General features: G+C 52.2%; 21 protein-coding genes. 12 read left to right on the top strand and 9 right to left on the bottom strand.

Translation table 11 applies throughout. The features are described 5' to 3' along the window. Positions 1–123: 123 nt before the first annotated feature. Positions 124–720: a hypothetical protein gene (locus JHD74_RS23125; RefSeq protein ID WP_199063596.1), complete on the bottom strand. Its 597-nt coding sequence runs from the start codon at positions 718–720 to the stop codon at positions 124–126. A 592-nt stretch (positions 721–1312) separates the two neighbouring features. Here JHD74_RS23125 and JHD74_RS23130 point away from each other — a divergent pair. Next, positions 1313–1678, top strand: coding sequence for an SH3 domain-containing protein (locus JHD74_RS23130; RefSeq protein WP_065685429.1), 366 nt, complete (start codon positions 1313–1315; stop codon positions 1676–1678). A gap of 523 nt (positions 1679–2201) precedes the next feature. On the opposite strand, the gene JHD74_RS23135 is transcribed toward JHD74_RS23130, so the two are convergent. Beyond that, entirely contained in the window at positions 2202–3893 is a 1692-nt protein-coding gene (locus JHD74_RS23135) for an aspartate:alanine antiporter (RefSeq protein ID WP_037375189.1), read from the bottom strand. A 343-nt stretch (positions 3894–4236) separates the two neighbouring features. Here JHD74_RS23135 and JHD74_RS23140 point away from each other — a divergent pair, with 343 nt between their 5' ends. Then, positions 4237–4626 carry an inner membrane protein YbjM gene (locus tag JHD74_RS23140; protein WP_065685365.1) on the top strand — a complete coding sequence of 130 codons (390 nt, stop codon included), beginning with the start codon at positions 4237–4239 and terminating at the stop codon, positions 4624–4626. A gap of 53 nt (positions 4627–4679) precedes the next feature. On the opposite strand, the gene JHD74_RS23145 is transcribed toward JHD74_RS23140, so the two are convergent. After that, positions 4680–4943: a GrxA family glutaredoxin gene (locus tag JHD74_RS23145; RefSeq protein ID WP_021804981.1), complete on the bottom strand. Its 264-nt coding sequence runs from the start codon at positions 4941–4943 to the stop codon at positions 4680–4682. Between the two features lie 238 nt (positions 4944–5181). On the opposite strand from JHD74_RS23145, the gene JHD74_RS23150 reads away from it, so the two are divergent. The 8 genes from JHD74_RS23150 (at position 5182) to rlmC (ending at position 13023) form a co-directional block, all read left to right on the top strand. Beyond that, entirely contained in the window at positions 5182–5481 is a 300-nt protein-coding gene (locus tag JHD74_RS23150) for a YbjC family protein (RefSeq protein ID WP_021804980.1), read from the top strand. Between the two features lie 57 nt (positions 5482–5538). Beyond that, positions 5539–6441 carry a 30S ribosomal protein S6--L-glutamate ligase gene (rimK, locus tag JHD74_RS23155; protein ID WP_059200358.1) on the top strand — a complete coding sequence of 301 codons (903 nt, stop codon included), beginning with the start codon at positions 5539–5541 and terminating at the stop codon, positions 6439–6441. A gap of 174 nt (positions 6442–6615) precedes the next feature. Next, positions 6616–7095: a YbjN domain-containing protein gene (locus JHD74_RS23160; protein WP_024528635.1), complete on the top strand. Its 480-nt coding sequence runs from the start codon at positions 6616–6618 to the stop codon at positions 7093–7095. Positions 7096–7490: 395 nt separating this feature from the next. After that, positions 7491–8600 (top strand): spermidine/putrescine ABC transporter substrate-binding protein PotF, encoded by a 1110-nt coding sequence (potF, locus tag JHD74_RS23165; protein ID WP_199063597.1) that lies wholly within the window; start codon positions 7491–7493, stop codon positions 8598–8600. Between the two features lie 188 nt (positions 8601–8788). Continuing rightward, positions 8789–9922, top strand: coding sequence for a putrescine ABC transporter ATP-binding subunit PotG (gene potG / locus JHD74_RS23170; RefSeq protein ID WP_199063598.1), 1134 nt, complete (start codon positions 8789–8791; stop codon positions 9920–9922). Between the two features lie 24 nt (positions 9923–9946). Beyond that, positions 9947–10909, top strand: coding sequence for a putrescine ABC transporter permease PotH (gene potH / locus JHD74_RS23175; RefSeq protein WP_021804975.1), 963 nt, complete (start codon positions 9947–9949; stop codon positions 10907–10909). After that, a complete protein-coding gene (potI, locus tag JHD74_RS23180) occupies positions 10906–11751 on the top strand; it encodes a putrescine ABC transporter permease PotI (protein ID WP_074028914.1) in 846 nt (281 codons plus the stop codon). Before potH ends, potI begins: the two co-directional genes overlap by 4 nt. Before the next feature lie 144 nt (positions 11752–11895). Further along, entirely contained in the window at positions 11896–13023 is a 1128-nt protein-coding gene (rlmC, locus tag JHD74_RS23185) for a 23S rRNA (uracil(747)-C(5))-methyltransferase RlmC (RefSeq protein ID WP_199063599.1), read from the top strand. A gap of 340 nt (positions 13024–13363) precedes the next feature. Here rlmC and artJ (JHD74_RS23190) read toward each other — a convergent pair whose 3' ends face one another. The 6 genes from artJ (JHD74_RS23190) to JHD74_RS23215 form a co-directional block, all read right to left on the bottom strand. Then, positions 13364–14098: an arginine ABC transporter substrate-binding protein gene (gene artJ / locus JHD74_RS23190; RefSeq protein WP_024529839.1), complete on the bottom strand. Its 735-nt coding sequence runs from the start codon at positions 14096–14098 to the stop codon at positions 13364–13366. 195 nt (positions 14099–14293) lie between these two features. Further along, positions 14294–14962 carry an arginine ABC transporter permease ArtM gene (artM, locus tag JHD74_RS23195; protein WP_074028918.1) on the bottom strand — a complete coding sequence of 223 codons (669 nt, stop codon included), beginning with the start codon at positions 14960–14962 and terminating at the stop codon, positions 14294–14296. Next, positions 14962–15678 carry an arginine ABC transporter permease ArtQ gene (gene artQ, locus JHD74_RS23200; RefSeq protein ID WP_024486188.1) on the bottom strand — a complete coding sequence of 239 codons (717 nt, stop codon included), beginning with the start codon at positions 15676–15678 and terminating at the stop codon, positions 14962–14964. Before artQ ends, artM begins: the two co-directional genes overlap by 1 nt. Positions 15679–15687: 9 nt before the next feature. Continuing rightward, complete coding sequence (artJ, locus tag JHD74_RS23205; RefSeq protein ID WP_024529841.1) at positions 15688–16419, bottom strand: arginine ABC transporter substrate-binding protein; 732 nt, start codon at positions 16417–16419, stop codon at positions 15688–15690. Between the two features lie 32 nt (positions 16420–16451). Continuing rightward, positions 16452–17180, bottom strand: coding sequence for an arginine ABC transporter ATP-binding protein ArtP (gene artP / locus JHD74_RS23210; RefSeq protein WP_098931676.1), 729 nt, complete (start codon positions 17178–17180; stop codon positions 16452–16454). A 262-nt stretch (positions 17181–17442) separates the two neighbouring features. Further along, positions 17443–17991, bottom strand: a complete 549-nt coding sequence (locus tag JHD74_RS23215) for a lipoprotein (RefSeq protein WP_199063600.1) — start codon at positions 17989–17991, stop codon at positions 17443–17445. 563 nt (positions 17992–18554) lie between these two features. On the opposite strand from JHD74_RS23215, the gene tssI reads away from it, so the two are divergent. Together tssI and JHD74_RS23225 are read left to right on the top strand one after the other, a co-directional pair. Continuing rightward, positions 18555–20531, top strand: a complete 1977-nt coding sequence (gene tssI / locus JHD74_RS23220) for a type VI secretion system tip protein VgrG (RefSeq protein ID WP_199063601.1) — start codon at positions 18555–18557, stop codon at positions 20529–20531. Continuing rightward, positions 20528–21190, top strand: a 663-nt coding sequence (locus JHD74_RS23225) for a DUF4123 domain-containing protein (RefSeq protein WP_199063602.1), incomplete at its 3' end; no start/stop codon positions are given. The genes tssI and JHD74_RS23225, both read left to right, overlap by 4 nt.

Consider the following 21190-nt stretch of genomic DNA (forward strand, 5'->3'; position numbering starts at 1 on the left):
CCCCCCCCCCCCCCCCCCCCCCCCCCCCCCCCCCCCCCCCCCCCCCCCCCCCCCCCCCCCCCCCCCCCCCCCCCCCCCCCCCCCCCCCCCCCCCCCCCCCCCCCCCCCCAAAAACCCCCTTTTTTAGTTGGCATCGTCGGCAGCGTCAGATGTGTATAAGAGACAGAGGTAATTCAGTACGTTAATATCATCATTGAGCATCTCCGAGGGAAGGTTTTTTAGAATTTTATCTCTAATATCGGTCTTTATAAAGAAGAGTGACGTATTTGAATAGAAAAAAGGATCCATCAAGTAAATAGAAACGCCGTCATTGTATAGCTCCATATAGTCACTGCCGATAAGTGGGGTTTTCTTTACGACGGTGGCGTACTTACTGGCTAGAATTGCACTGATAAGACTAAACTGATCGTTTTTAAATTGTAACTGCAGTGCGGATAAATTTTTATTCTGATCAAACAAGATAAAGACATCTTTGATATTTTCAAAAATAATATTGCTTCGCTTGTCCTTGTTGTTATCGGGTGTTTCTTTATAAATGTTCCCTCTGAGTTCGTTATTATAACCTACATTTACCGCTTCCGGATGAGTCGCCTTAAAAGTGTCCTCCGTTGTCTGACCAAACTTCACCGTAAGCGTACCTGTGCTGACTGCGCTTAAGTTCCCACAAAAAAAGGAACTGGTTAAAACCAGAAAAAGGTAACCTAAAACACTCACTTTCATAATGCAATCCTATAAATCCTTTCTGGATTGTGAAATGACACATAAAAAATCATTAAACTGCCAAAAATCGGTGTTTTATTTCTGGTGCTGTTATTGTGTTGGTTTTACATGCTTACCTCCCTGGTATAAATGATATTTGGAATCAATGTCAGACTTCCTTCGTTGAGCGGCAATACCTCGGCGTTTCACTACGTTGTCATTAAAATAATAGTGTTGTCAATAACCTCGATAGGTTAAATTCTGGCAGTTTAAAATATGATATTGCGGTTGGCGTTATTTGTGATAGATGTTTCCTCCAGCTTTTATACACTGCTGCATTCGGCATTTATGTGTCGTATCGACGGCCATCGTCGGCATGACCTGTACTGGGGGAAGATTGATATCGGGCCGTCACTTTGTCGCCCGCGGGTTGAGCTGTAGCACGTGGTTATAAAGAAAACTTTTCTATCTATCAATGAAGTATGAGCAAGCTATGGATTGGGTAGGCTTCAGATGATCAGTTGCGCGATGAGAATTAATAGTTGCATACTGTGTATGCATACAGATTGTCGTAAGCGTCAGAGGAAGGTAGATGGAGTTTATGAGGACTAACATGAAATTTATCGCAATAGGGCAACATCGAAGTGAATATCCAGATCCTATCACGTTCAAAAGTGGAACTCAGCTTATTATAGGGGATAGGTATGAGGGCGATGAAGGTTGGGATAATTGGTATTTCTGTACAATACCTAATCATGCCGGTGGATGGGTTCCAGAACAACTCATAGAACGAAGCAACAAACCCGGTCATGGTATAGCTAAAGATGACTATACGGCCAAAGAACTTGATGTTAATGAGGGTGATGAATTGCTGGCGATAAAATTCTTGAATGGCTGGGTATGGTGCCAGCGACTCTCAGATCAAGATATTGGTTGGGTACCGAAAAGCATTCTTCAGGACATCAAATCAGGCCGCTAGCTTGCATAAGAGTTTGAGTGGCGCCGTCGCAGTCCCCAAAGCCGTAATCAATACGGATGAGTCTACGCTCAAGCCCGGCAACACCGAGTAGGGCTTTGGCGCGCGCCTCCTTCGGCCTGAGCCTTTTGACGTTGTGGCCCCAGCTAGCGTCCAAATGGCCTCCAGCGGCTCCCAGGTTGATAATGAAGGCATTACTAACATCACGGTGTGTTAATCAATGGGGTGTAAGTCAAACTGACAAGAAGCAGGTTTTTTTATGGCAGTAAAACGTGAGCCGCCACTTTGTCGCCACCCAGTAAAATGACGTTCCCTAAGTGACGGTTTTTAAGGGGCGTAAATTTCAGGCAACAAAAAACCCGTTAATCTTGAACCTAAAAAGGCGGGACTAACGGGCTCCACAAAATGGGGACATCAAAGAAAAGCAGTGGCACTAATTCAGACTATGTCCCGATCGAAAAGTTCTACCGGTTGCTAGAAAAAGCAAAAAATATTTCGCCATGGCACGACTTCTCAGACCGCCTTGCTACCCCATTAAACCTGGCCAGATCACCACGATGAGTGAACCTGCCAAGGTTAACAACACGTTAGCGATGGCGTAGGTGCCCGCATATCCCAACGCAGGAATATTACTACGTGCAGTGTCACTAATGATTTCCATCGCCGGGGCGCAGGTACGTGCTCCCATAATGGCACCAAACAGCAGGGCACGGTTCATGCGCAGAATGTAGGCACCGAACAGGAAGCAGATCACTACCGGTACGAGGCTGACGATCAAGCCTGCGATCAGCATCTGACCACCTACTGCGCCAAGGGTATTGCCGATACCGGCCCCTGCGCTCAGACCCACACCGGCCATAAATACCATCAGGCCGAACTCTTTCACCATGTTCAACGCGCCCTGAGGGATATAACCAAAGGTCGGGTGGTTGGCTCGCAGGAAGCCCAGCATGATGCCGGACATCAATAGCCCTGCGGCGTTACCGATACCAAAGGAGAAGCTGCTGGTGAACTGAATGGTGATCTGGCCAATCAGCAGGCCGATGATAAAGAAGGCGCAGAATGCCAGCAGATCGGTGACCTGGCTATGAATGGAGATAAAGCCGATCTTCTCTGCCACGCTTTTTACCCGGCGGGCATCGCCGCTGACCTGCAGTACATCGCCTTTGTTCAACACGATGCTGTCATCGATCGGCATTTCAATCTGGCTGCGGATCACGCGGTTGAGGAAGCAGCCATGATCGGTCAGCTTTAACTGACTCAGGCGCTTGCCTACCGCATTGCTGTTTTTGACCACGATCTCTTCGGTCACGATGCGCATATCCAAGAGATCCCGGTCGAATACTTCCTTACCGTTACGGAAGCTTGGGTCCAAGCGTGCGTGAGCATCAGGGTAGCCGACCAGTGAGATTTCATCGCCGACCTGTAACACCGCATCTCCGTCTGGGTTGGCCAGAATGCCGTTGCGGCGAATTCGTTCGATGTAACAACCGGTTTGGCGGTAAATGCCGAGCTCGCGCAGGTTCTTGCCGTCTGCCCAGGCAACCAGTTCCTGGCCGACGCGATAGGCGCGGATCACCGGCAAATAAACCTTGCGCTGGCTATCGGTATCCAGGCCGCGCTCACGGGCGATTTGTTGGGCAGAGGTTGAGAGATCCTGATGCTGCAGTTTCGGTAGATAACGAGCACCGAAAATCAGGCTGACCAGGCCAATCAGGTAGGTCAGGGCGTAGCCCAGGCTCAGATGGTCTTGGGCTGCAAGCAGTGCCGGGCCGCTGGTGATGGTATTACGCAGCGTGTCGCCTGCACCCACCAACACCGGTGTGGAGGTCATCGAACCGGCGAGCATGCCGGCGGTAAGGCCGATATCCCAGTGGAACAGCTTACCCAGACCGATGGCGATCACCATGGCTGAACCGACCATCACCAGCGCCAGCATGAAGTAGTTTTTGCCGTCGCGGAAAAAAATCGAGAAGAAATTGGGGCCAGCTTCAACACCGACGCAAAAAATAAACAGCATGAAGCCGAGGCTTAACGCTTCGGTGTTAATGGCAAAGTGTTGCTGGCCAAGCAACAGCGAGACCACTAAAACGCCAATGGAATTACCGAGTTGAACGGAGCCAAGACGAACCTTTCCGAGGCAGAGCCCCAGGGCGAGTACCACAAACAGTAACAGAATGTAGTTACCGTTTAACAAACTTGCGACGTTTATGTTCACGGGGGATAACTTATTGTTTACCAGTAAGTTCTTGATAAAGAACACTATAAGAGTTAGATTCAGCCATAGAGTATATGGATAAAGCTTAGATAACAACCAACCATCGGAAGGCGATCCGAACCATCGAATGGCGGCGCTTATTCTAGTCGCTATCACGTATGACAGCCAGCATAAAGCTGTGTCGGTATACGTATTTAACCCTTTTTGACCAAGGAAAAAGTTCAGCCAGCGCTGTCGATTTCGGCTGTGTGTCGCAAGGTCTGTGCGATAGGCTGTGTTTTACGATGTAGTCAGCGGTCACATCGCGATATCCGTCGTTTTTCGGGTATGAGGGGAGAGGTGGATGGTGAGTTATCGATACTGGGTGGGCATTTTCAGCTGCTTTCTGCTCTTTAGCTTGGTTTTTCTTGGCCAGAAGAGCGGTGCCGTCGGCGTGACAGAATCCGAGCATCATGGTGAAACCGGCCTGCTGTTGTTTATTATTCCCGGTTTTATCGCCAGCTATTTGTCGAGCAAGCAGCGTATCCTGTGTCCCTTGCTTGGCGCACTGTGTGCGGTACCGCTGTGTTTGCTCATTCGCCACTTTTGGTTAACGCCCGGCCATTCGTTTTGGCAGGAGTTGGCTTACGCGGTCAGCGCCGTATTCTGGTGTGTGTTGGGTGGGATGCTGTATTTATTAATGCGCATGGTGTTGCATGCGTTGCAACAGTTCTATCGGCGGCAAAAACACTAATTGTAAAAAAGGCCACCTGCGTTCGGTGGCCTTTTTTTGTTCGAGCCTGAAGCTTATTGGAACAGGTTCAGGTTTTCTTTGGCGTAGGCTTCAAAATCGGTGCAGCCGCCAATGTGGGTCTGATCGATAAAGATCTGTGGCACGGTTTCTACCGGTTTGCCCACGGTTTTTTCCAAATCGGCCTTGGTGATACCTTCGGCGTGGATATCAACATAACGGAAGTTGAAATCGTCACGCTCTTCAGTCAATTTCTCTGCCAGCTCTTTAGCACGGACACAGTAAGGACAGCCCGGACGCCCGAAGATTACAGCAAACATGTAACACTCCTAGTCTGTTATTAATAATTAACCGTTATTGTAACGACATTCCTTCCGTCATAAAAAGACTTCAGTTGCGCAATCACTCACGTCATGGCGCTTACTATGCCCGTTGGCTGGGCTAAAAAAAAGCAGGATCTGCCTCTTGGTCTGATTTATAGAACCGATTAATCAACTAGGGCTGTTGCTGTGATGGCGAATTTACTACACTGGACACAGTGAGTCTGGAGAAAAAAATATGCGTTCATTCGGTGACTTACCGCGTTCTGTGCTGGTGCTTGAAGGATTGGGCATGGTGCTGTTGATACTCTCTTATCTGAGTATTCATGACTACGTCCGTTTGCCGGGTATGCTGGCTTCGCAACAGGCGGCGGTTGGCATGATCTTTCTAGGCGTGTTCATGATGGTTCCTGCAGCCGCGTTTTTGGTCTGGCGCGTAGTTCAAGGGTTCGGCCCGCTACTGCGTGGTGGCCAGCCGCCGCAGAACGATCGGCGTACTCCGCCGAAAGATAAACAAGACCAGGGACCGCAAGACTAAACGCGGCTATGGGGAATGCCTGCCAATGCAGGTGATCAACGCCTTTAGGGGTGACGAGTGAAAATTGCCATTCTTTCACGCGATGGTTCGCTGTACTCATGTAAAAGATTGCGTGAAGCCGCAGAGCAGCGTGGGCACCGTATTGATGTTATCGATCCGCAGTCTTGCTATATGAATATCAACCCGGCGGCACCGAGCATTCATTATCGTGGCCGCCAGTTGGAACATTACGATGCGGTGATCCCGCGTATTGGTTCCGCTATTACGTTTTATGGCACCGCCGTGCTGCGCCAGTTTGAACTGCTCGGCAGCTATCCGCTCAATGAGTCCGTGGCCATTACCCGGGCGCGTGACAAGTTGCGTTCGCTGCAACTGCTGGCGCGTCAGGGGATTGATCTGCCCATTACCGGCTTTGCGCATTCGCCGGATGATACCGGTGATTTGATCGAACTGGTGGGCGGCGCACCGCTGGTGGTGAAGCTGGTTGAAGGGACACAGGGGATCGGCGTGGTATTGGCCGAAACTCGCCAGGCGGCGGAGAGTGTGATCGACGCCTTTCGTGGCCTGAACGCCCATATTCTGGTGCAGGAGTATATCCGTGAAGCTAACGGCTGTGACATTCGCTGCCTGGTCGTTGGCGGTAGGGTAGTTGCCGCGATTGAACGGCAGGCAAAGCCTGGGGAGTTTCGTTCGAACCTGCACCGGGGTGGCACGGCCCGTAAAGTGCATATCACCGGCAAGGAGCGCGCTACGGCGATCAAGGCCGTGGAGACGCTGGGGCTGGATGTTGCCGGGGTTGATATCCTACGTGCCGATCGTGGCCCACTGGTGATGGAGGTGAATGCATCGCCGGGGTTGGAAGGCGTTGAAACCACCACCGGGTTGGATATTGCAGGCATGATGATTGAGTACATTGAGCAACGAGCCCGGCCTGGCTTTCGTCTGAAATCTGGCGGGTGATAAATGGCGCTTTCCACTGTCGCGCCAAGCGTATACGGGGGATCGCAGGTTCGGATATGCCGTGCGATGTTGTTGCATTAGTGAATTAAGCGGCTTTGATCGTGGCATCTCGATTGAATATTCCGTAAGCTATGCGCCTTTTCATGTCATTGAACCCTGTGAGGCTGGTAATTTATGGATTCACTCATCGTCCCCGATTTGGCGTTATTACGACGTTGGTTGGATCAGTTGGGGATCTCGTTTTTTGAATGTGACTCTTGCCAGGCGTTACACCTGCCGCACATGCAAAACTTTGACGGCGTATTCGATGCCAAGCTCGATCTGGTGGATAACGTGATCCTGTTTTCCGCGTTGGCCGAAGTCAAGCCAACCGCACTGATCCCGCTGGTGGCCGATCTCAGTCAAATCAATGCCAGCTCGCTGACCATCAAGGCCTTTGTGGATATTCAAGACGATAACTTGCCAAAGCTGATCGTTTGCCAGTCTTTGAGCATCGCTGTTGGCGTGGCCTATGAGCAGTTTGCCCACTTTATGCAACAGGGCGAAGAACAGATCTCAATGGTGATACTGGAAGCCAGGGCGAACGATCTGCTGTTTATGGGTGATGAAGAAGAGAACCCGGCTACCGTAGCCAGCCAACCGATGCTGCATTAATCTTCGCTGTACATTATGTGTGCCGCAGATCTGGCGGCACGCAGCCCGAACTTTTCCCCACAAACAGATATCCTGCGTTTCTCCCCTGATTGCCAGATATTTATCGTCTTTTAGGGCGTTATTACCGCATCACATACAGCACCCGTGCATAATTAATCGATAAACGGCGTTTTTTACCCTGGAGGCTGGCACCGTCTGGCAACTCCGGTTATGCTGCTGATCTTGCTAAAGGCTCACGCTCCTGTTTGTGACCTCGTGGGCTGGCAGGTGAGAAAATCGCATGCAATCAACTGCATAGCTATTCACTCGCGATCGCAACGATTGCGCTCGGCTAATCAAAGGCGTTGTATCCTTTCAGGATACAAATTTACCCCTGGTTTTGGAGGAAGTTACGGATGGTCACCCAACGTAAAAAGTGGTTATCGGGTGTGGTTGGCGGCTTGCTGATGACGGCTTGCCTCACCGCGTCGGCCGCAGACAATACGCTGCACATCTACAATTGGTCCGACTATATTGCGCCGGATACCCTGGCCAAATTCCAGAAAGAAACCGGGATCAAAGTGGTTTATGACGTCTTTGATTCCAACGAGGTTCTGGAAGGCAAACTGATGGCGGGCAGCACCGGTTATGATTTGGTGGTTCCTTCCTCCAACTTCCTTGAGCGCCAGTCCAAAGCTGGTATTTTTGAAGCGCTGGACAAGAGCAAGATACCTAATTACAAAAACCTTGATCCCGAAATGTTGCAACTGGTCGCGCATAACGACAAGGATAATAAGTACGGTATCCCTTACATGATGGTGACCACCGGCATCGGTTATAACGTTGATAAGGTCAAAGCGGTGCTGGGCAAAGATGCTCCGGTCAATAGCTGGGACCTGATCCTCAAGCCAGAAAACCTGGAGAAACTGAAAAGTTGTGGTGTCGCCTTCCTGGATGCGCCAAGTGAAGTCTATGCCACTATCCTGCACTATCTCGGCAAAGATCCTAACAGCACCAATGCGGAAGATTACACCGGTGCGGCCAACGATCTGCTGATGAAGCTGCGCCCGAATATCCGCTACTTCCACTCTTCCCAGTACATTAACGATCTGGCTAATGGGGATATTTGCGTGGCTATCGGCTGGTCTGGTGATGTGATGCAGGCCGCCAACCGTGCCAAGGAAGCCAAAAACGGCGTGAATGTGGCCTACTCCATTCCAAAAGAAGGGGCGCTGACCTACTTTGACATGTTTGCGATGCCAGCCGATGCCAAAAACAAAGATGCGGCCTACCAGTTCCTGAACTTCCTGCTCAAGCCAGAAGTGATCGCGGATATCAGCAACCACGTGTTTTATGCCAACGCGGTAAAAGACGCCACGCCGCTGGTGAATGCCGAGGTGCGTGATAACCCGAACGTTTACCCACCGGCAGATATTCGCGCCAAACTGTACACGCTGAACGTACAGTCGCCGAAACTTGACCGTGTCATTACCCGGGCATGGACTAAAGTTAAAAGCGGGAAGTAAAGACCCGTCGTCTTTCAAGCTTGTCGCCTAGCTACAGCTCGAAATTCATAGGGTTTTGATAAGTATAGGGGCTCAGCATGCTGAGCCCGGTATTGATAAGCATGTGGGTTTAACCCGCCTGCATTGCCATTTTGGGCCATGGCAATTGCTGTGGTTGTTCGCACTGCTTTAGCCGGAGAGCACCCCGATTGAACGATGTTATCCCTCGTCCGCTAGCCAAATCGCAGAAGGTTTTCACCCCTCTGCTGGAAATCCGTAACCTCACTAAAACCTTTGACGGCCAGAATGCGGTAGAAGACGTCAGCCTGACGATCTACAAGGGCGAAATCTTTGCGCTGTTGGGGCCTTCAGGTTGTGGGAAATCAACGTTGCTGCGTATGTTGGCCGGTTTTGAACAGCCGACGGAAGGGCAAATTGTCCTCGATGGCCAGGACATGTCCCACGTGCCGCCATACCAGCGCCCGGTCAATATGATGTTCCAGTCCTATGCGCTGTTCCCCCATATGACGGTGGAGCAGAACATCGCGTTTGGCCTCAAGCAGGACAAAATGCCGCGCGCGGAAATTAACGAGCGCGTCACCGAAATGCTTACGCTGGTGCATATGCAGGAATACGCCAAGCGTAAGCCGCACCAGCTTTCCGGTGGCCAACGTCAGCGTGTGGCACTGGCGCGTAGCCTGGCCAAGCGGCCAAAGCTGTTGCTGCTGGACGAACCGATGGGCGCACTGGATAAGAAACTGCGCGACCGCATGCAGTTGGAGGTGGTGGATATCCTGGAGCGCGTGGGCGCGACCTGCGTCATGGTGACCCACGATCAGGAAGAAGCGATGACCATGGCTGGCCGTATCGCCATCATGAACCGCGGCAAGTTTGTGCAAATCGGTGAGCCGGAAGAGATCTACGAGCACCCGAACAGCCGTTTCAGCGCCGAGTTTATCGGTTCGGTCAACGTGTTCGATTGCGTGTTGCAGGAGCGGCGGGACGATGCATTGATCTTGCAAAGCCCGGGTTTACGGCATGCGCTCAAGGTCGATCCTGATTCTTCGGTGGTGGACGGCGTGCCTATTCAGGTCGCGTTACGCCCGGAAAAGATCATGCTGTGTGAGGAAGTGCCAGAAGATGGCAGCAACTTTGCGGTAGGAGAGGTGGTGAACATTGCCTATCTGGGCGATCTGTCGATCTACCACGTTAAGCTGCTCAGCGGGCAGATGATCAGTGCGCAGTTGCAAAACGGCCATCGGTTCCGCAAAGGGATGCCGACTTGGGGTGATGAAGTGCGCCTGTGTTGGGAAACCGACAGCTGTGTGGTTCTGACGGTGTAGTTGAGAAAGTGAGGAGTAACTACCATGACATTGCTTTCTGAACGTTCGCCGGAGCCTCCGGCAAGAGTACCCGGCCCGATTAAGGCGTTTATCCAACGTTTGCAGATGGCCCATGGCCGCAAGCTGGTGATCGCGCTGCCGCTGCTGTGGCTGCTGCTACTGTTTATGCTGCCGTTCCTGATCGTGTTCAAGATCAGTCTGTCTGAACTGGCCTTGGCGGTACCGCCTTATACCGATCTGATGAGTTGGGCAGATGGCAAACTCGATATTGCGTTGAACTTTGCCAACTACCTGCAACTGACCGATGACCCGCTATACATCGATGCCTATCTGCAATCCTTGCAGATCGCGGCGGTTTCAACGCTGTGCTGCCTGGTGATCGGCTATCCGCTGGCATGGGCGGTGGCGCACAGTAAACCGTCGACCCGCAACATACTGCTGCTGTTGGTGATCCTGCCTTCCTGGACGTCATTCCTGATCCGTGTGTATGCCTGGATGGGGATACTGAAGAACAACGGGGTGTTGAACAACTTCCTGATGTGGTTGGGGGTAATCGATCAGCCGCTGGTGATCCTGCATACCAATCTGGCGGTATATATCGGCATCGTTTATTCCTATCTGCCGTTTATGGTGTTGCCAATTTATACCGCGCTGACGCGCCTTGATTACTCACTGGTTGAAGCCTCGCTGGATCTGGGGGCCAAGCCGTTGAAAACCTTCTTCAGCGTGATCATGCCGTTAACCCGTGGCGGCATTATTGCCGGATCTATGCTGGTGTTTATCCCGGCGGTGGGGGAGTTTGTGATCCCGGAACTGCTCGGCGGGCCAGACAGCATCATGATTGGCCGTGTGCTTTGGCAGGAGTTCTTCAATAACCGTGACTGGCCGGTCGCCTCGGCGGTTGCTACCGTGATGCTGCTGCTGTTGATTGTACCTATTCTCTGGTTCCACAAGCACCAGAACAAGGAAATGGGAGGACAGGGATGAATAACTTACCGGTAGTGCGTTCACCGTGGCGCATAGCGATTCTGGTGGTTGGTTTCACCTTCCTGTACGCACCGATGCTGATGCTGGTGATCTATTCGTTCAACAGCTCCAAGCTGGTTACCGTCTGGGCGGGATGGTCATTGCGCTGGTATGTAGAACTGTTCCACGATTCGGCGATGATCAGTGCGGTTGGCTTGAGTTTGACCATTGCGGCGGCTTCCGCCACGGCGGCGGTGATCCTCGGCACCATTGCCGCGATGGTGATGGTGCGCTTTGGGCGTTTCCGGGGTTCGACCGGGTTTGCCTTTATGCTCACCGCACCGCTGGTTATGCCAGACGTGATCACCGGTTTGTCGCTGCTGCTGCTGTTTGTGGCTATGGGGCATACCTTTGGGTGGCCTTCTGAGCGCGGGATGTTCACCATCTGGTTGGCGCACGTCACCTTCTGTACCGCTTATGTGTCGGTCGTTATCAGTTCGCGTCTGCGAGAGTTGGATCGTTCGATCGAAGAGGCCGCGATGGATCTGGGCGCGACGCCGCTGAAAGTGTTTTCTGTGATCACCTTACCGATGATTGCCCCAGCGCTGATCTCGGGCTGGATGCTGGCGTTTACTCTCTCGTTGGACGATCTGGTGATTGCCAGCTTCGTGGCCGGGCCAGGGGCCACCACTTTGCCAATGCTGGTATTCTCCAGCGTGCGTATGGGGGTTAACCCGGAGATCAACGCCTTGGCGACGCTGATCTTGCTGGTGGTGGGGATCATCGGGTTTATCGCCTGGTGGTTTATGGCGCGGGCGGAAAAACAGCGCGCGCGCGAGCTGCAAAGGGCCGCTCGTGGCTGATGCACTTGGCGATTAATCGAGCTTCAAGCGCCGCCTGACCGGGCGGCGTTTTATCTTCTCCTGTTTTGGTAAATAAGTTTTTGTCTGCGTTGGGTGGTACAATCTGCGCCCTCATTGGTCATCCTGATTTAACGGTTACTATTCATGCATTGCGCTTTGTACTCGGCGGGCACCTGCCGTTCCTGTCAGTGGCTGGAAAAGCCTTATCCTCAGCAACTGGAAGAAAAACAACATCATCTGCAATCCTTATTGGCGGATCGCGATGTCGCGCAGTGGTTGGAGCCGGTGACGGGTGAACAGAGTGCATTTCGCAACAAGGCGAAAATGGTGGTCAGCGGTAGCGTTGAGCGCCCGTTGCTTGGCATGTTGCACCGTGATGGCACACCGGTAGACCTGTGTGATTGTCCGTTGTATCCGGCCAGCTTTGCTCCGATTTTCGCGGTCTTGAAAGACTTTATCCCCCGCGCCGGATTAACGCCTTATAACGTGGCGCGCAAACGTGGCGAACTGAAATATTTACTCCTGACGGAAAGCACCTTCAGCGGCGGCCTGATGCTGCGCTTTGTGCTGCGTTCTGACAGCAAGCTGGCGCAACTGCGTGCGGCCTTGCCTTGGTTACAAGAACAGTTGCCGCAGTTGAAGGTGATCTCCGCCAATATTCAGCCAGTACACATGGCGATCATGGAAGGCGAGCATGAAATCCCGCTGACCGAACAGCAGGCGCTGGAAGAGCGGTTCAACCAGGTGCCGTTATACATTCGCCCACAGAGCTTTTTTCAAACCAATCCACAGGTGGCTAGCCAGCTGTATGCCACCGCACGGGATTGGGTTCGGGCGCTGGGGATCGCCAGCATGTGGGATCTGTTCTGTGGCGTTGGTGGCTTCGGCTTACATTGCGCACAGCCGCAAACCAGGCTGACCGGCATTGAAATCAGTGCAGAGGCGATTGCCTGTGCCAAACAGTCGGCGCAAACTCTCGGCTTACAGCAGGTGGATTTTCAGGCGCTGGATTCGACCCGATTTGCTATCGCTGAGGGGGAGGTTCCTGAGTTGGTCTTGGTGAACCCGCCGCGCCGGGGGATTGGCAACGAGCTGTGTGATTATCTCAACCGCACGGCACCGGGCTATATTCTTTATTCCAGCTGTAATGCGTTAAGTATGGCGAAGGATTTGGCGATGCTGCCGGATTACCGCGTTGAACGCGTGCAGCTATTTGATATGTTCCCGCACACTGCCCATTACGAAGTGTTGACGCTGCTGGTCCGGAAATAACGGCCCCTCACCCTAACCCTCTCCCACAGGGAGAGGGGACCGATCGAGTGTGTTTCAAATAGTAGTGACTTGCCTTGAATGAGGGGCGATCGAGTTTGCTGAGATGAGCTCTTTACTTGCAAAAGAGCAGGGCTATCAGCTCCCTCTCCCCCCCATAAAGAGGGGACCGATCGAGTTTGCTGAGATGAGCTCTTTACTTGCAAAAGAGCAAGGGCTATAAGCTCCCTCTCCCCCCCATGAAGAGGGGACCGATTGAGTTTGCTGAGATGAGCTCTTTACTTGCAAAAGAGCAAGGGCTATAAGCTCCCTCTCCCTGTGGGAGAGGGTTGGGGTGAGGGGATTACTGTGGGAACCACTTATCGTTGATCGCCTTGTAGGTCCCATCCGCCTTGATCGCGTCCAGCGCAGCATTCAGCTTGGCCAGTAGTGCCTGGTTATCCGGGCGCACGGCAATGCCCAGACCGGTACCAAAGTACTGCGCATCGGTTACGTGTTCACCTACGGCAGCCAGTTCCGGGTTATTCTTCAGCCACTCATTAACCACCGCCGTGTCACCGAACACGCCATCAATACGGCCATTCTTCAGCTCCAACACGGCATTTTGGTAGCTGTCATAAGACACGGTGTTAATTTCCGGGTGCTTGTCCTGCATGTATTTTTGATGCGTGGTGCCGTTTTCCATCCCCAGCTTTTTGCCTTTCAAATCCGCCAGCGTAGTGAACTTGCCTTTCTGAGCAATGACAATGGCCGAGTTGGCATAATAGGGCTGGGTAAAGGTAACCTGCTTGCTACGCTCTGGCGTAATGTCCATGCCGGAAATCACCGCATCATATTTTTTGAATTTCAGCGCGGCGATCAGGCTGTCAAAGGCCTGGTTGGTAAAGGTGCAGTCGGCCTGCATCTGCTTGCACAAGGCCTTGGCCAAATCGATATCGAAACCGACGATCTGGTTATTGGCATCCAGAGATTCAAACGGCGGGTAGGTCGCTGAAGAGGCGAAACGGATGGTGTCGGCGGCGGCGGCGTTAAAGGTGATCCCGGCGAGAATGGTGGCGGCAAGTAACAGCTTTTTCATCGGTACGGCTCCTGTCGTAAATTTGATTGTTGTCTCGCCACCTTTTTTTTCTAACAATGGCACAAGGGCATTGTGAGTGGCTATGCCGATAACAATGCCATTTAGTGAATTACTATGCAATATAAATGACTAGAAAATTATTTTTGGCCATAAAAAAGCCCTGCACATGGCAGGGCTAGTTCAGCGAGGTTTGGCTCAGTTACGCCGTTCAAACGCCAATGCACGGCGTTCAACCATACGCATCAGTAACGTCAGCAGGCCATTGACGCACAGGTACACAATGCCAGCGGCACCGAAGACCATCACGTCATAAGTCCGGCCATACATCAGTTGGCTGTAGCCCATCACTTCCATCAGGGTAATGGTATAGGCAAGCGAGGTACTCTTGAACACCAGAACCACTTCGTTGGAGTAGGATGACAAGGCACGTTTGAAGGCATATGGCAGCAGAATACGTAGCGTTTGCTTGCGTGACATGCCCAGTGCTTCACAGGATTGCCACTGGCCTGCCGGGATAGCGCGTACCGCCCCATGGAACAGCAGGGTGGTGTAGGCCGCACTGTTCAGTGCCAACGCAATCATCGCGCAGAGCCAGGGTTGCGAAAGCAGGTTCCACAACCAGGGATACTCACGGATCGCCGGGAACTGGCCAGGGCCGTAGTAAATCAGGAAGATCTGCACCAGCAACGGTGTACCAGTGAACAACGTAATGTACGCCTTCACCAACTGCGTTAGCACCGGGGTTTTTAACGTCAGGATCACCGTCAGCACCAGCGACATCAGCAAGGCAACAATCAGTGCGACGATCGTCAACGACAGGCTGGTATGCAAGCCTTTGATGATTTCGGGGATGAACTCAAGCATCAGGCTGGCCCCCGCTCAAAACGTGTGGTGCGCAGCTCGATCCGCTTAAGGATATACTGGCTCAGCAGGGTGATCACCAGATAGATTGCCGCGGCAATCACATACCAGGTAAACGGCTCCTGGGTGCGGGTGGCAATGCTTTTGGTCTGCAACATCAGATCGTTAACGCTAATCAACGACACCAGCGCGGTATCTTTCAGCAGCACCAGCCACTGGTTGCCCAGTCCCGGCAGCGCGTGACGCCACATTTGCGGCATGATCAAACGGAAGAAGATGGCTGTCTTGCTTAGCCCCAGAGCCTGGCCGGACTCCCATTGGCCCTGTGGCACCGCTTTCAGCGCCCCACGCAGCGTTTGCGACGCGTAGGCAGAATAGAGCAGGGCCAGGGCGATAACGCCGCACAGGAACGGGCTGACTTCGAAATTATCGATGGACAGTTGCACCGGTAGTTGGAACAGGCCGAAGTTCAGGACGAAGCCGTCGGACAGCATCATCAGCAACTGTGAAGAGCCGAAGTAGATAAACAGCACCACCAGAATTTCTGGCAAGCCGCGTAGCAGGGTCACCCAGGCGGTGCCGAGCCAACTGACCGCTTTCCAGCGGGATGATTCCCAGACGGCAAACAGCATCGCCAGGATCAGGCCGAGGACCAGGGCACAAACGGCAAGGCCGACGGTCATCCCGGCGGCGCTAGCTAAAGGTTGGATTTCATTCATGGATAATGATTACTGCTGGAACCATTTTTTGTAGATGGTTTCGTAAGTCCCATCCTGCTTGATTTTATCCAGGGCGGCGTTGAATTTGCCCTGCAGTTCGGTATTTTGCAGGCGCATGGCAATGCCCAGACCGCTACCGAAGTAGTCTTTATCCGTCACTTTATCGCCCACAGCGGCCAGCGCTGCGTTTTCTTTCAGCCACTCGTTAACCACTGCGGTATCACCGAACACCGCATCAACACGGCCATTTTTCAGATCCAGAATGGCATTCTGATAGCTGTCGTAACCCACGGTGGTGATTTCCGGGTGTTTATCGGTCAGGAATTTTTGGTGCGTGGTGCCGTTCTGCACGCCAACGCGTTTGCCTTTCAGCGCGGCCACGTCGGCCACTTTACCTTTCTCGGCAATAAACAGGGCCGAGTTATCGTAGTAAGGCTTGCTGAACAGCACCTGCTTTTCGCGCTCAGGGGTGATATCCATACCGGCCATCACGGCGTCGAAACGCTTGAACTTGAGGCTTGGGATCAGGCTGTCGAAGCCCTGGTTGGTAAAGGTACACTCAGCCTGCATCTCTTTACACAGAGCGTTGGCCAGATCGACGTCGAAGCCCTGGATCTTGTTATCCGCCGCGACAAATTCGAACGGAGGGTAGGAAGCTTCGGTAGCGAAACGGATAGTTTCGGCTGCTGAGGCAGAAACGCTGATGCCAGCCAGAACGGCGGCGATTAGTAGTTTTTTCATCGCAAACTCCCTGAGAACAGCAAATATCGCTATTAGTGTGATAAGTAATTGGCAAACTCTACGGTTTGCGGTTGTGCAAAGTGGCTGGCATCGCCCTGTTCGACGATATGGCCATTTTCCATATACACCACGCGGCTGGCGGTTTTACGCGCGACTTCAACCTCATGGGTGACGATCACCTGAGTAATACCGGTGCCCGCCAACTCGCGAATAATGCTGACGATCTGCGCGGTAATTTCCGGATCCAGCGCGGCCGTAGGCTCATCGAACAGCAGAACCTGAGGTTCCATCATCAGCGCACGGGCAATGGCTACGCGCTGTTGTTGGCCACCGGAGAGATGCAGTGGGAAACGATCGGCAAAATCGGTCAGGCGTAACCGGGTCAGCAACTTGTCGGCACGCGCCATCGCTTGTGCCTTGCTCAGGCCAAGTACGCGGCAGGGCGCTTCAATCAGGTTTTGCACCACGGTCAGATGTGGCCAGAGATTGTACTGCTGGAACACCATGCCCACGTTTTGGCGCAGTTCGCGGATGGATTTCTCCCCCGGTGACTGTTTAAAGTCGAACTGATTGCCCGCGATTTGCAGGTGGCCAGAGCGTGGCATTTCCAGCAGGTTAAGCACCCGCAGCAGCGAACTCTTACCTGCACCGCTTGGACCAAGCAGCACCAGAGTCTCACCGGCAGGGCAATCCAGTGTAATGTTAAACAGCGCCTGATGTGCGCCGTAAAAGCAGTTGATATCTTTTAGTTGAATACTCATGCGCTGAAATTGAATAGACATTGATGCCGGGAATGGTAACTTCCACAGAATACTTATGCAATCTTTGTGAGTTAAAATTTATTAGTGCGTCGCAGAATGACTAAATAATAGCAGAAGATACCGTGAGCGCTGGCTGAATGGCGGATTTGTCGCGCACACTGTGAGATAGCTAGCTATTTTTCTCAAGGTGATGGGATTTTGAGCATTTCTGAGGGGGGAATTGGCAACCGGGAAGGTGATACACCCGGCTGCCATCTTGGTGTTACTGGTTCTCAAGGACCTGGCGCAGCGTACCGCTGGCGGCATGCGGCGGGATGTTGAGGAAGCGGATATCGTCAACTACCCAGCAGGTGCCTTCACGGACCATCAGCACTTCGTCTTGCCAGTTGATTGCACTGGCCCCCTCTTTCTGATGGGTCAGCTGTACACGTAGTGGGATGTTTTTGGCATCGGTGTTAGGAATGGTGGAAGCGCTGGCAACCGTTGCGCTGGTTGGCCCTTGGGCATTGCCAGAGAACAGATCGCCAGTGATGGTGTGTTTACCAGGGTGCTGGCCGGCACTGACCAGATCCTGATACAGCACCTGGCTCAGGTAAGGCTGCAACTGTGCCAGACGGCTGCTGTCCGGCAGTGCGGTGCTTGGGCCTTGCTGAATGCGCAGGTCATAGAATTTCTGGGCCACCGTATCCGGGCCACCCTCCACGCAGGCGCCAGTGCGAACGCCAACATCCTTAAAGGCCGGTTCGACGGTGGTACAGGCGCTTAAGAACAGGGCCAAGGGTAAAACAACAGCAAGCGTTTTTGTTTTCATCTCATAACCTTATGTAAAAGTCTCTCAACCATGAAGACCGAAAACCACGGGACTAGCCTACAGTATAAAGGCGTTTTTGGTCCTTGCATTGGTGCTGTGTGCCATTGTGCCACAGAACATCCGCTTAAATTAGCTGTCGTACCACAGCAATGATTTGATTTTATAAGGAGTTCTTGATGCAATTGTCCACTGCGGGTGAGTAGAGACTGCAATGTTATGCTGGTTGAAAAGCGTGCAAAATGCATAGATCGGCGTCGCACAATGGATATTTTTTAATGATCATAAATTAACGTACTGTTATTTAAAGAAAGTGGAAGTTTGCTACGGCGTTAAACCAGAATAAAATTCGTTTTTCCTCCTTCCTGCTAGTGTAAAAATACAGTTTAGAGAAAATTATAATATATACGGCTTTTCTCGTACGTTATAGGGAGGGGATGAGTCATTGACCTGTTATTTTCCCCTCGTTATCCTTATGTTTTGGTTAGAGTATTATCTTCTGCCTGTGGGAAATATCAGGCCATTTCGCGTTTGATGCTGTCGCGTTTTCTATAAAGGGAAATCATATGTTGAGTACAAGCAAGGATGCAACAGGTCTGCGGTTTACCCTGAATATCGGTGATCTGCCAGCTGAAACATTCGTCGTATCGGGATTTACTCTACATGAGCAATTCTCCAGCCTTTTTACTCTCGAACTTGACGCCGCCAGTGCCAAACCCAGTGTGGAGTTTCGCTCAGTTCTGGATAATGTCGCTACCCTGACTATTTGGCGTGATACCGAAGTACAGCGCATCGTCAATGGGATTGTCACCTCTATTGAACAAGGGGATGCGGGGCTGCATCAAACACGTTACCGGCTCGGCATTCGTCCCGCACTCTGGCGAGCTGGTTTAGGGCGACATTCACGTATCTTCCAGCAACAAGATTTTCTGCAAATTCTGGAAACCTTGTTAAAGAAAAATAGAATTAACGACTATGCCCATGCTTTGCGCTTCCCTCATGCCGTGCGGGAGTTTTGCGTCCAATATAATGAAAGCGATCTGGAATTTATCAATCGCCTGGCTGCTGAAGAAGGCATTTACTATTTCTTTGAGCATAACGATGGTGCGCACACGCTAGTCTTTTCCGATGATTGTGCCGCGCTGAATGACGGGCCGATATTACCCTATTATCCGAATCAACAACAAAGCTCATTCGATGAGCTCTGTGTTACCACGTTTAAGCGCCGGGAGAGTCTGCGACCTTCTGATGTATTGTTAAAAGACTACACCTTTAAAAATCCCCTTTGGTCGGCAGAATATCGCGATCGTGCTCGAGATGATGAGCATCAGCCAGGCCGATATTTTCATTATGATTATCCTGGCCGCTACAAGGCAGACCCAGGGGAGTCCTTTGCACGTTGGCGATTGCATGCGCTGCGTAACGATGCGCATCAGGGGGAGGGGGCGAGTAATTGCACGGCACTTCAGCCCGGAGTGCGTTTTACCTTGGAAAACCATCCGTTAGACACCCTGAATACACGTTGGCAAATCACCCAGGCCACCCATATTGGGCAACAACCTCAAGCATTGGAAACAGCATCTGGGGGACAGGGCACTACCGTTACGAGCCAGTTTGCGTTTATACCTAATAATCAGACCTGGCGTCCGCTTTCACTGCCGAAACCGCGCATTGATGGCGCGCAGATCGCGGTTGTCACTGGGCCCGAGAGTGAGGAGATTTTTTGCGATCCTTATGGTCGGGTCAAAGTTCGTTTTCTCTGGGATCTTTCAGGAAGAACCGATGACACAAGCTCTTGTTGGGTTCGTGTATCACATCCTTGGGCGGGTCCTAGGTGGGGAATGTCAGCCATTCCTCGTATCGGCCATGAGGTGATAGTCGAGTTTCTGAACGGCGATCCGGACCAACCTGTGATTATCGGGCGCACCTATCACGCTAACAATCTGCCTCCGGGTAATTTACCGGCAACCAAGACCCAGATGTCGATCCGTTCACAAACTCATAAGGGTGAGGGTTTTAACGAACTGCGTTTTGAGGATGAGAAAGATAAAGAAGAAGTTTTCATCCATGCACAGAAGAATATGGCTATACGGGTGCTCAATTCTAAAGATGAGCGGGTGGAATACAACCGAAGCAGTAGCATCGGGCATGATGAAGAACTGGCCGTTGCCAACGATCGTAAAGTTACGGTAGAAGGTAATCAGCATCAGAAAATCACCGGCAACAGCCTGGCGATGACGGAAGGCGATCTAGGTGTACAAGTAAAGGGCGATCTGGCGCAGAAAATCAGTGGTGTATTCAGCGTAGACAGCAATGGCGATCTGACGTTGCAGAGCAGTAGCAAATTGACGCTGCGGGTTGGCGGCAGTTTGGTGGTAGTGCATGCTGGGGGAGTTGATATTAAAGGGCCATCCATTAATCTCAACTCCGGTGCTAGCCCCGGGGAGTTGGCGATACCGGCGGACCCGGCAATTTTAAAAGCGGCAGCCGCTCAGGGGACGTTATTTGTTGCGCATTGCCCGCAGGAGGATAAACAAGGATGAACGAGGCAATGAACTGGGCGATTGTTGATGCCGCAGCAGAACCAGAATTATTTACCATGCTGGAGCTCTATGACCCGCCTAATGCCAGTTTGTATGCGGAGCCCATTGCAGAAGATATTGGGCGTTTAGCCCCTTACCTGGTGCAAATAAATGAAGGTAGCCGTCAGTGGTTGATGCATCGGTCCACCCCCTGGGGGATCTGGCTGGAAAGCAAAGCCGAGATGAAAGCGTTGCGTCAACATTTGCGTAAATATCTCCATGTACAAATTCCGGATGAGGAAAAACCGGTATTTTTCCGTTTTTACGATCCGCGCAATATCTGGGCGTTATTGCAGGTACTTTCACCTTGGGAGCAACATACATTTCTGGGGCCGGTAGATGCGATAGCAACTCACTGGAAAGGAGAGCTGCGTGATGAGCGTTTTACCGCCCTGAGGGAACAGTTTCCATCAGGGAGTAGCTCCCGTCGTAAAATGATGCGGATATCCCGTGAACAGCTAGATGAGTTGAGTTTGGTGTTTGAGAAAAGGTATATCGACGGGTTGGTTGAGAAGATCGAAGCCTGGAGTGGGCACGATAGGAACTGTCTCTTATACACATCTAAAAAAGGGGGGGGGGGGGGGGGGGGGGGGGGGGGGGGGGGGGGGGGGGGGGGGGGG

Source organism: Serratia sp. ASV30, assembly GCF_016428815.1.
Lineage (GTDB): Bacteria > Pseudomonadota > Gammaproteobacteria > Enterobacterales > Enterobacteriaceae > Chania > Chania fonticola_C.

What these genes read in the sequence shown, in the direction of transcription:
- JHD74_RS23125 (WP_199063596.1), bottom strand. Translation starts at nt 720, where the DNA reads ATGAAAGTGAGTGTTTTAGGTTACCTTTTTCTGGTTTTAACCAGTTCC.
- JHD74_RS23130 (WP_065685429.1), top strand. Translation starts at nt 1,313, where the DNA reads ATGAAATTTATCGCAATAGGGCAACATCGAAGTGAATATCCAGATCCT.
- JHD74_RS23140 (WP_065685365.1), top strand. Translation starts at nt 4,237, where the DNA reads ATGGTGAGTTATCGATACTGGGTGGGCATTTTCAGCTGCTTTCTGCTC.
- JHD74_RS23145 (WP_021804981.1), bottom strand. Translation starts at nt 4,943, where the DNA reads ATGTTTGCTGTAATCTTCGGGCGTCCGGGCTGTCCTTACTGTGTCCGT.
- JHD74_RS23150 (WP_021804980.1), top strand. Translation starts at nt 5,182, where the DNA reads ATGCGTTCATTCGGTGACTTACCGCGTTCTGTGCTGGTGCTTGAAGGA.
- JHD74_RS23160 (WP_024528635.1), top strand. Translation starts at nt 6,616, where the DNA reads ATGGATTCACTCATCGTCCCCGATTTGGCGTTATTACGACGTTGGTTG.
- potF (WP_199063597.1), top strand. Translation starts at nt 7,491, where the DNA reads ATGGTCACCCAACGTAAAAAGTGGTTATCGGGTGTGGTTGGCGGCTTG.
- potH (WP_021804975.1), top strand. Translation starts at nt 9,947, where the DNA reads ATGACATTGCTTTCTGAACGTTCGCCGGAGCCTCCGGCAAGAGTACCC.
- potI (WP_074028914.1), top strand. Translation starts at nt 10,906, where the DNA reads ATGAATAACTTACCGGTAGTGCGTTCACCGTGGCGCATAGCGATTCTG.
- rlmC (WP_199063599.1), top strand. Translation starts at nt 11,896, where the DNA reads ATGCATTGCGCTTTGTACTCGGCGGGCACCTGCCGTTCCTGTCAGTGG.
- artJ (WP_024529839.1), bottom strand. Translation starts at nt 14,098, where the DNA reads ATGAAAAAGCTGTTACTTGCCGCCACCATTCTCGCCGGGATCACCTTT.
- artM (WP_074028918.1), bottom strand. Translation starts at nt 14,962, where the DNA reads ATGCTTGAGTTCATCCCCGAAATCATCAAAGGCTTGCATACCAGCCTG.
- artQ (WP_024486188.1), bottom strand. Translation starts at nt 15,678, where the DNA reads ATGAATGAAATCCAACCTTTAGCTAGCGCCGCCGGGATGACCGTCGGC.
- artJ (WP_024529841.1), bottom strand. Translation starts at nt 16,419, where the DNA reads ATGAAAAAACTACTAATCGCCGCCGTTCTGGCTGGCATCAGCGTTTCT.
- artP (WP_098931676.1), bottom strand. Translation starts at nt 17,180, where the DNA reads ATGAGTATTCAACTAAAAGATATCAACTGCTTTTACGGCGCACATCAG.
- JHD74_RS23215 (WP_199063600.1), bottom strand. Translation starts at nt 17,991, where the DNA reads ATGAAAACAAAAACGCTTGCTGTTGTTTTACCCTTGGCCCTGTTCTTA.
- tssI (WP_199063601.1), top strand. Translation starts at nt 18,555, where the DNA reads ATGTTGAGTACAAGCAAGGATGCAACAGGTCTGCGGTTTACCCTGAAT.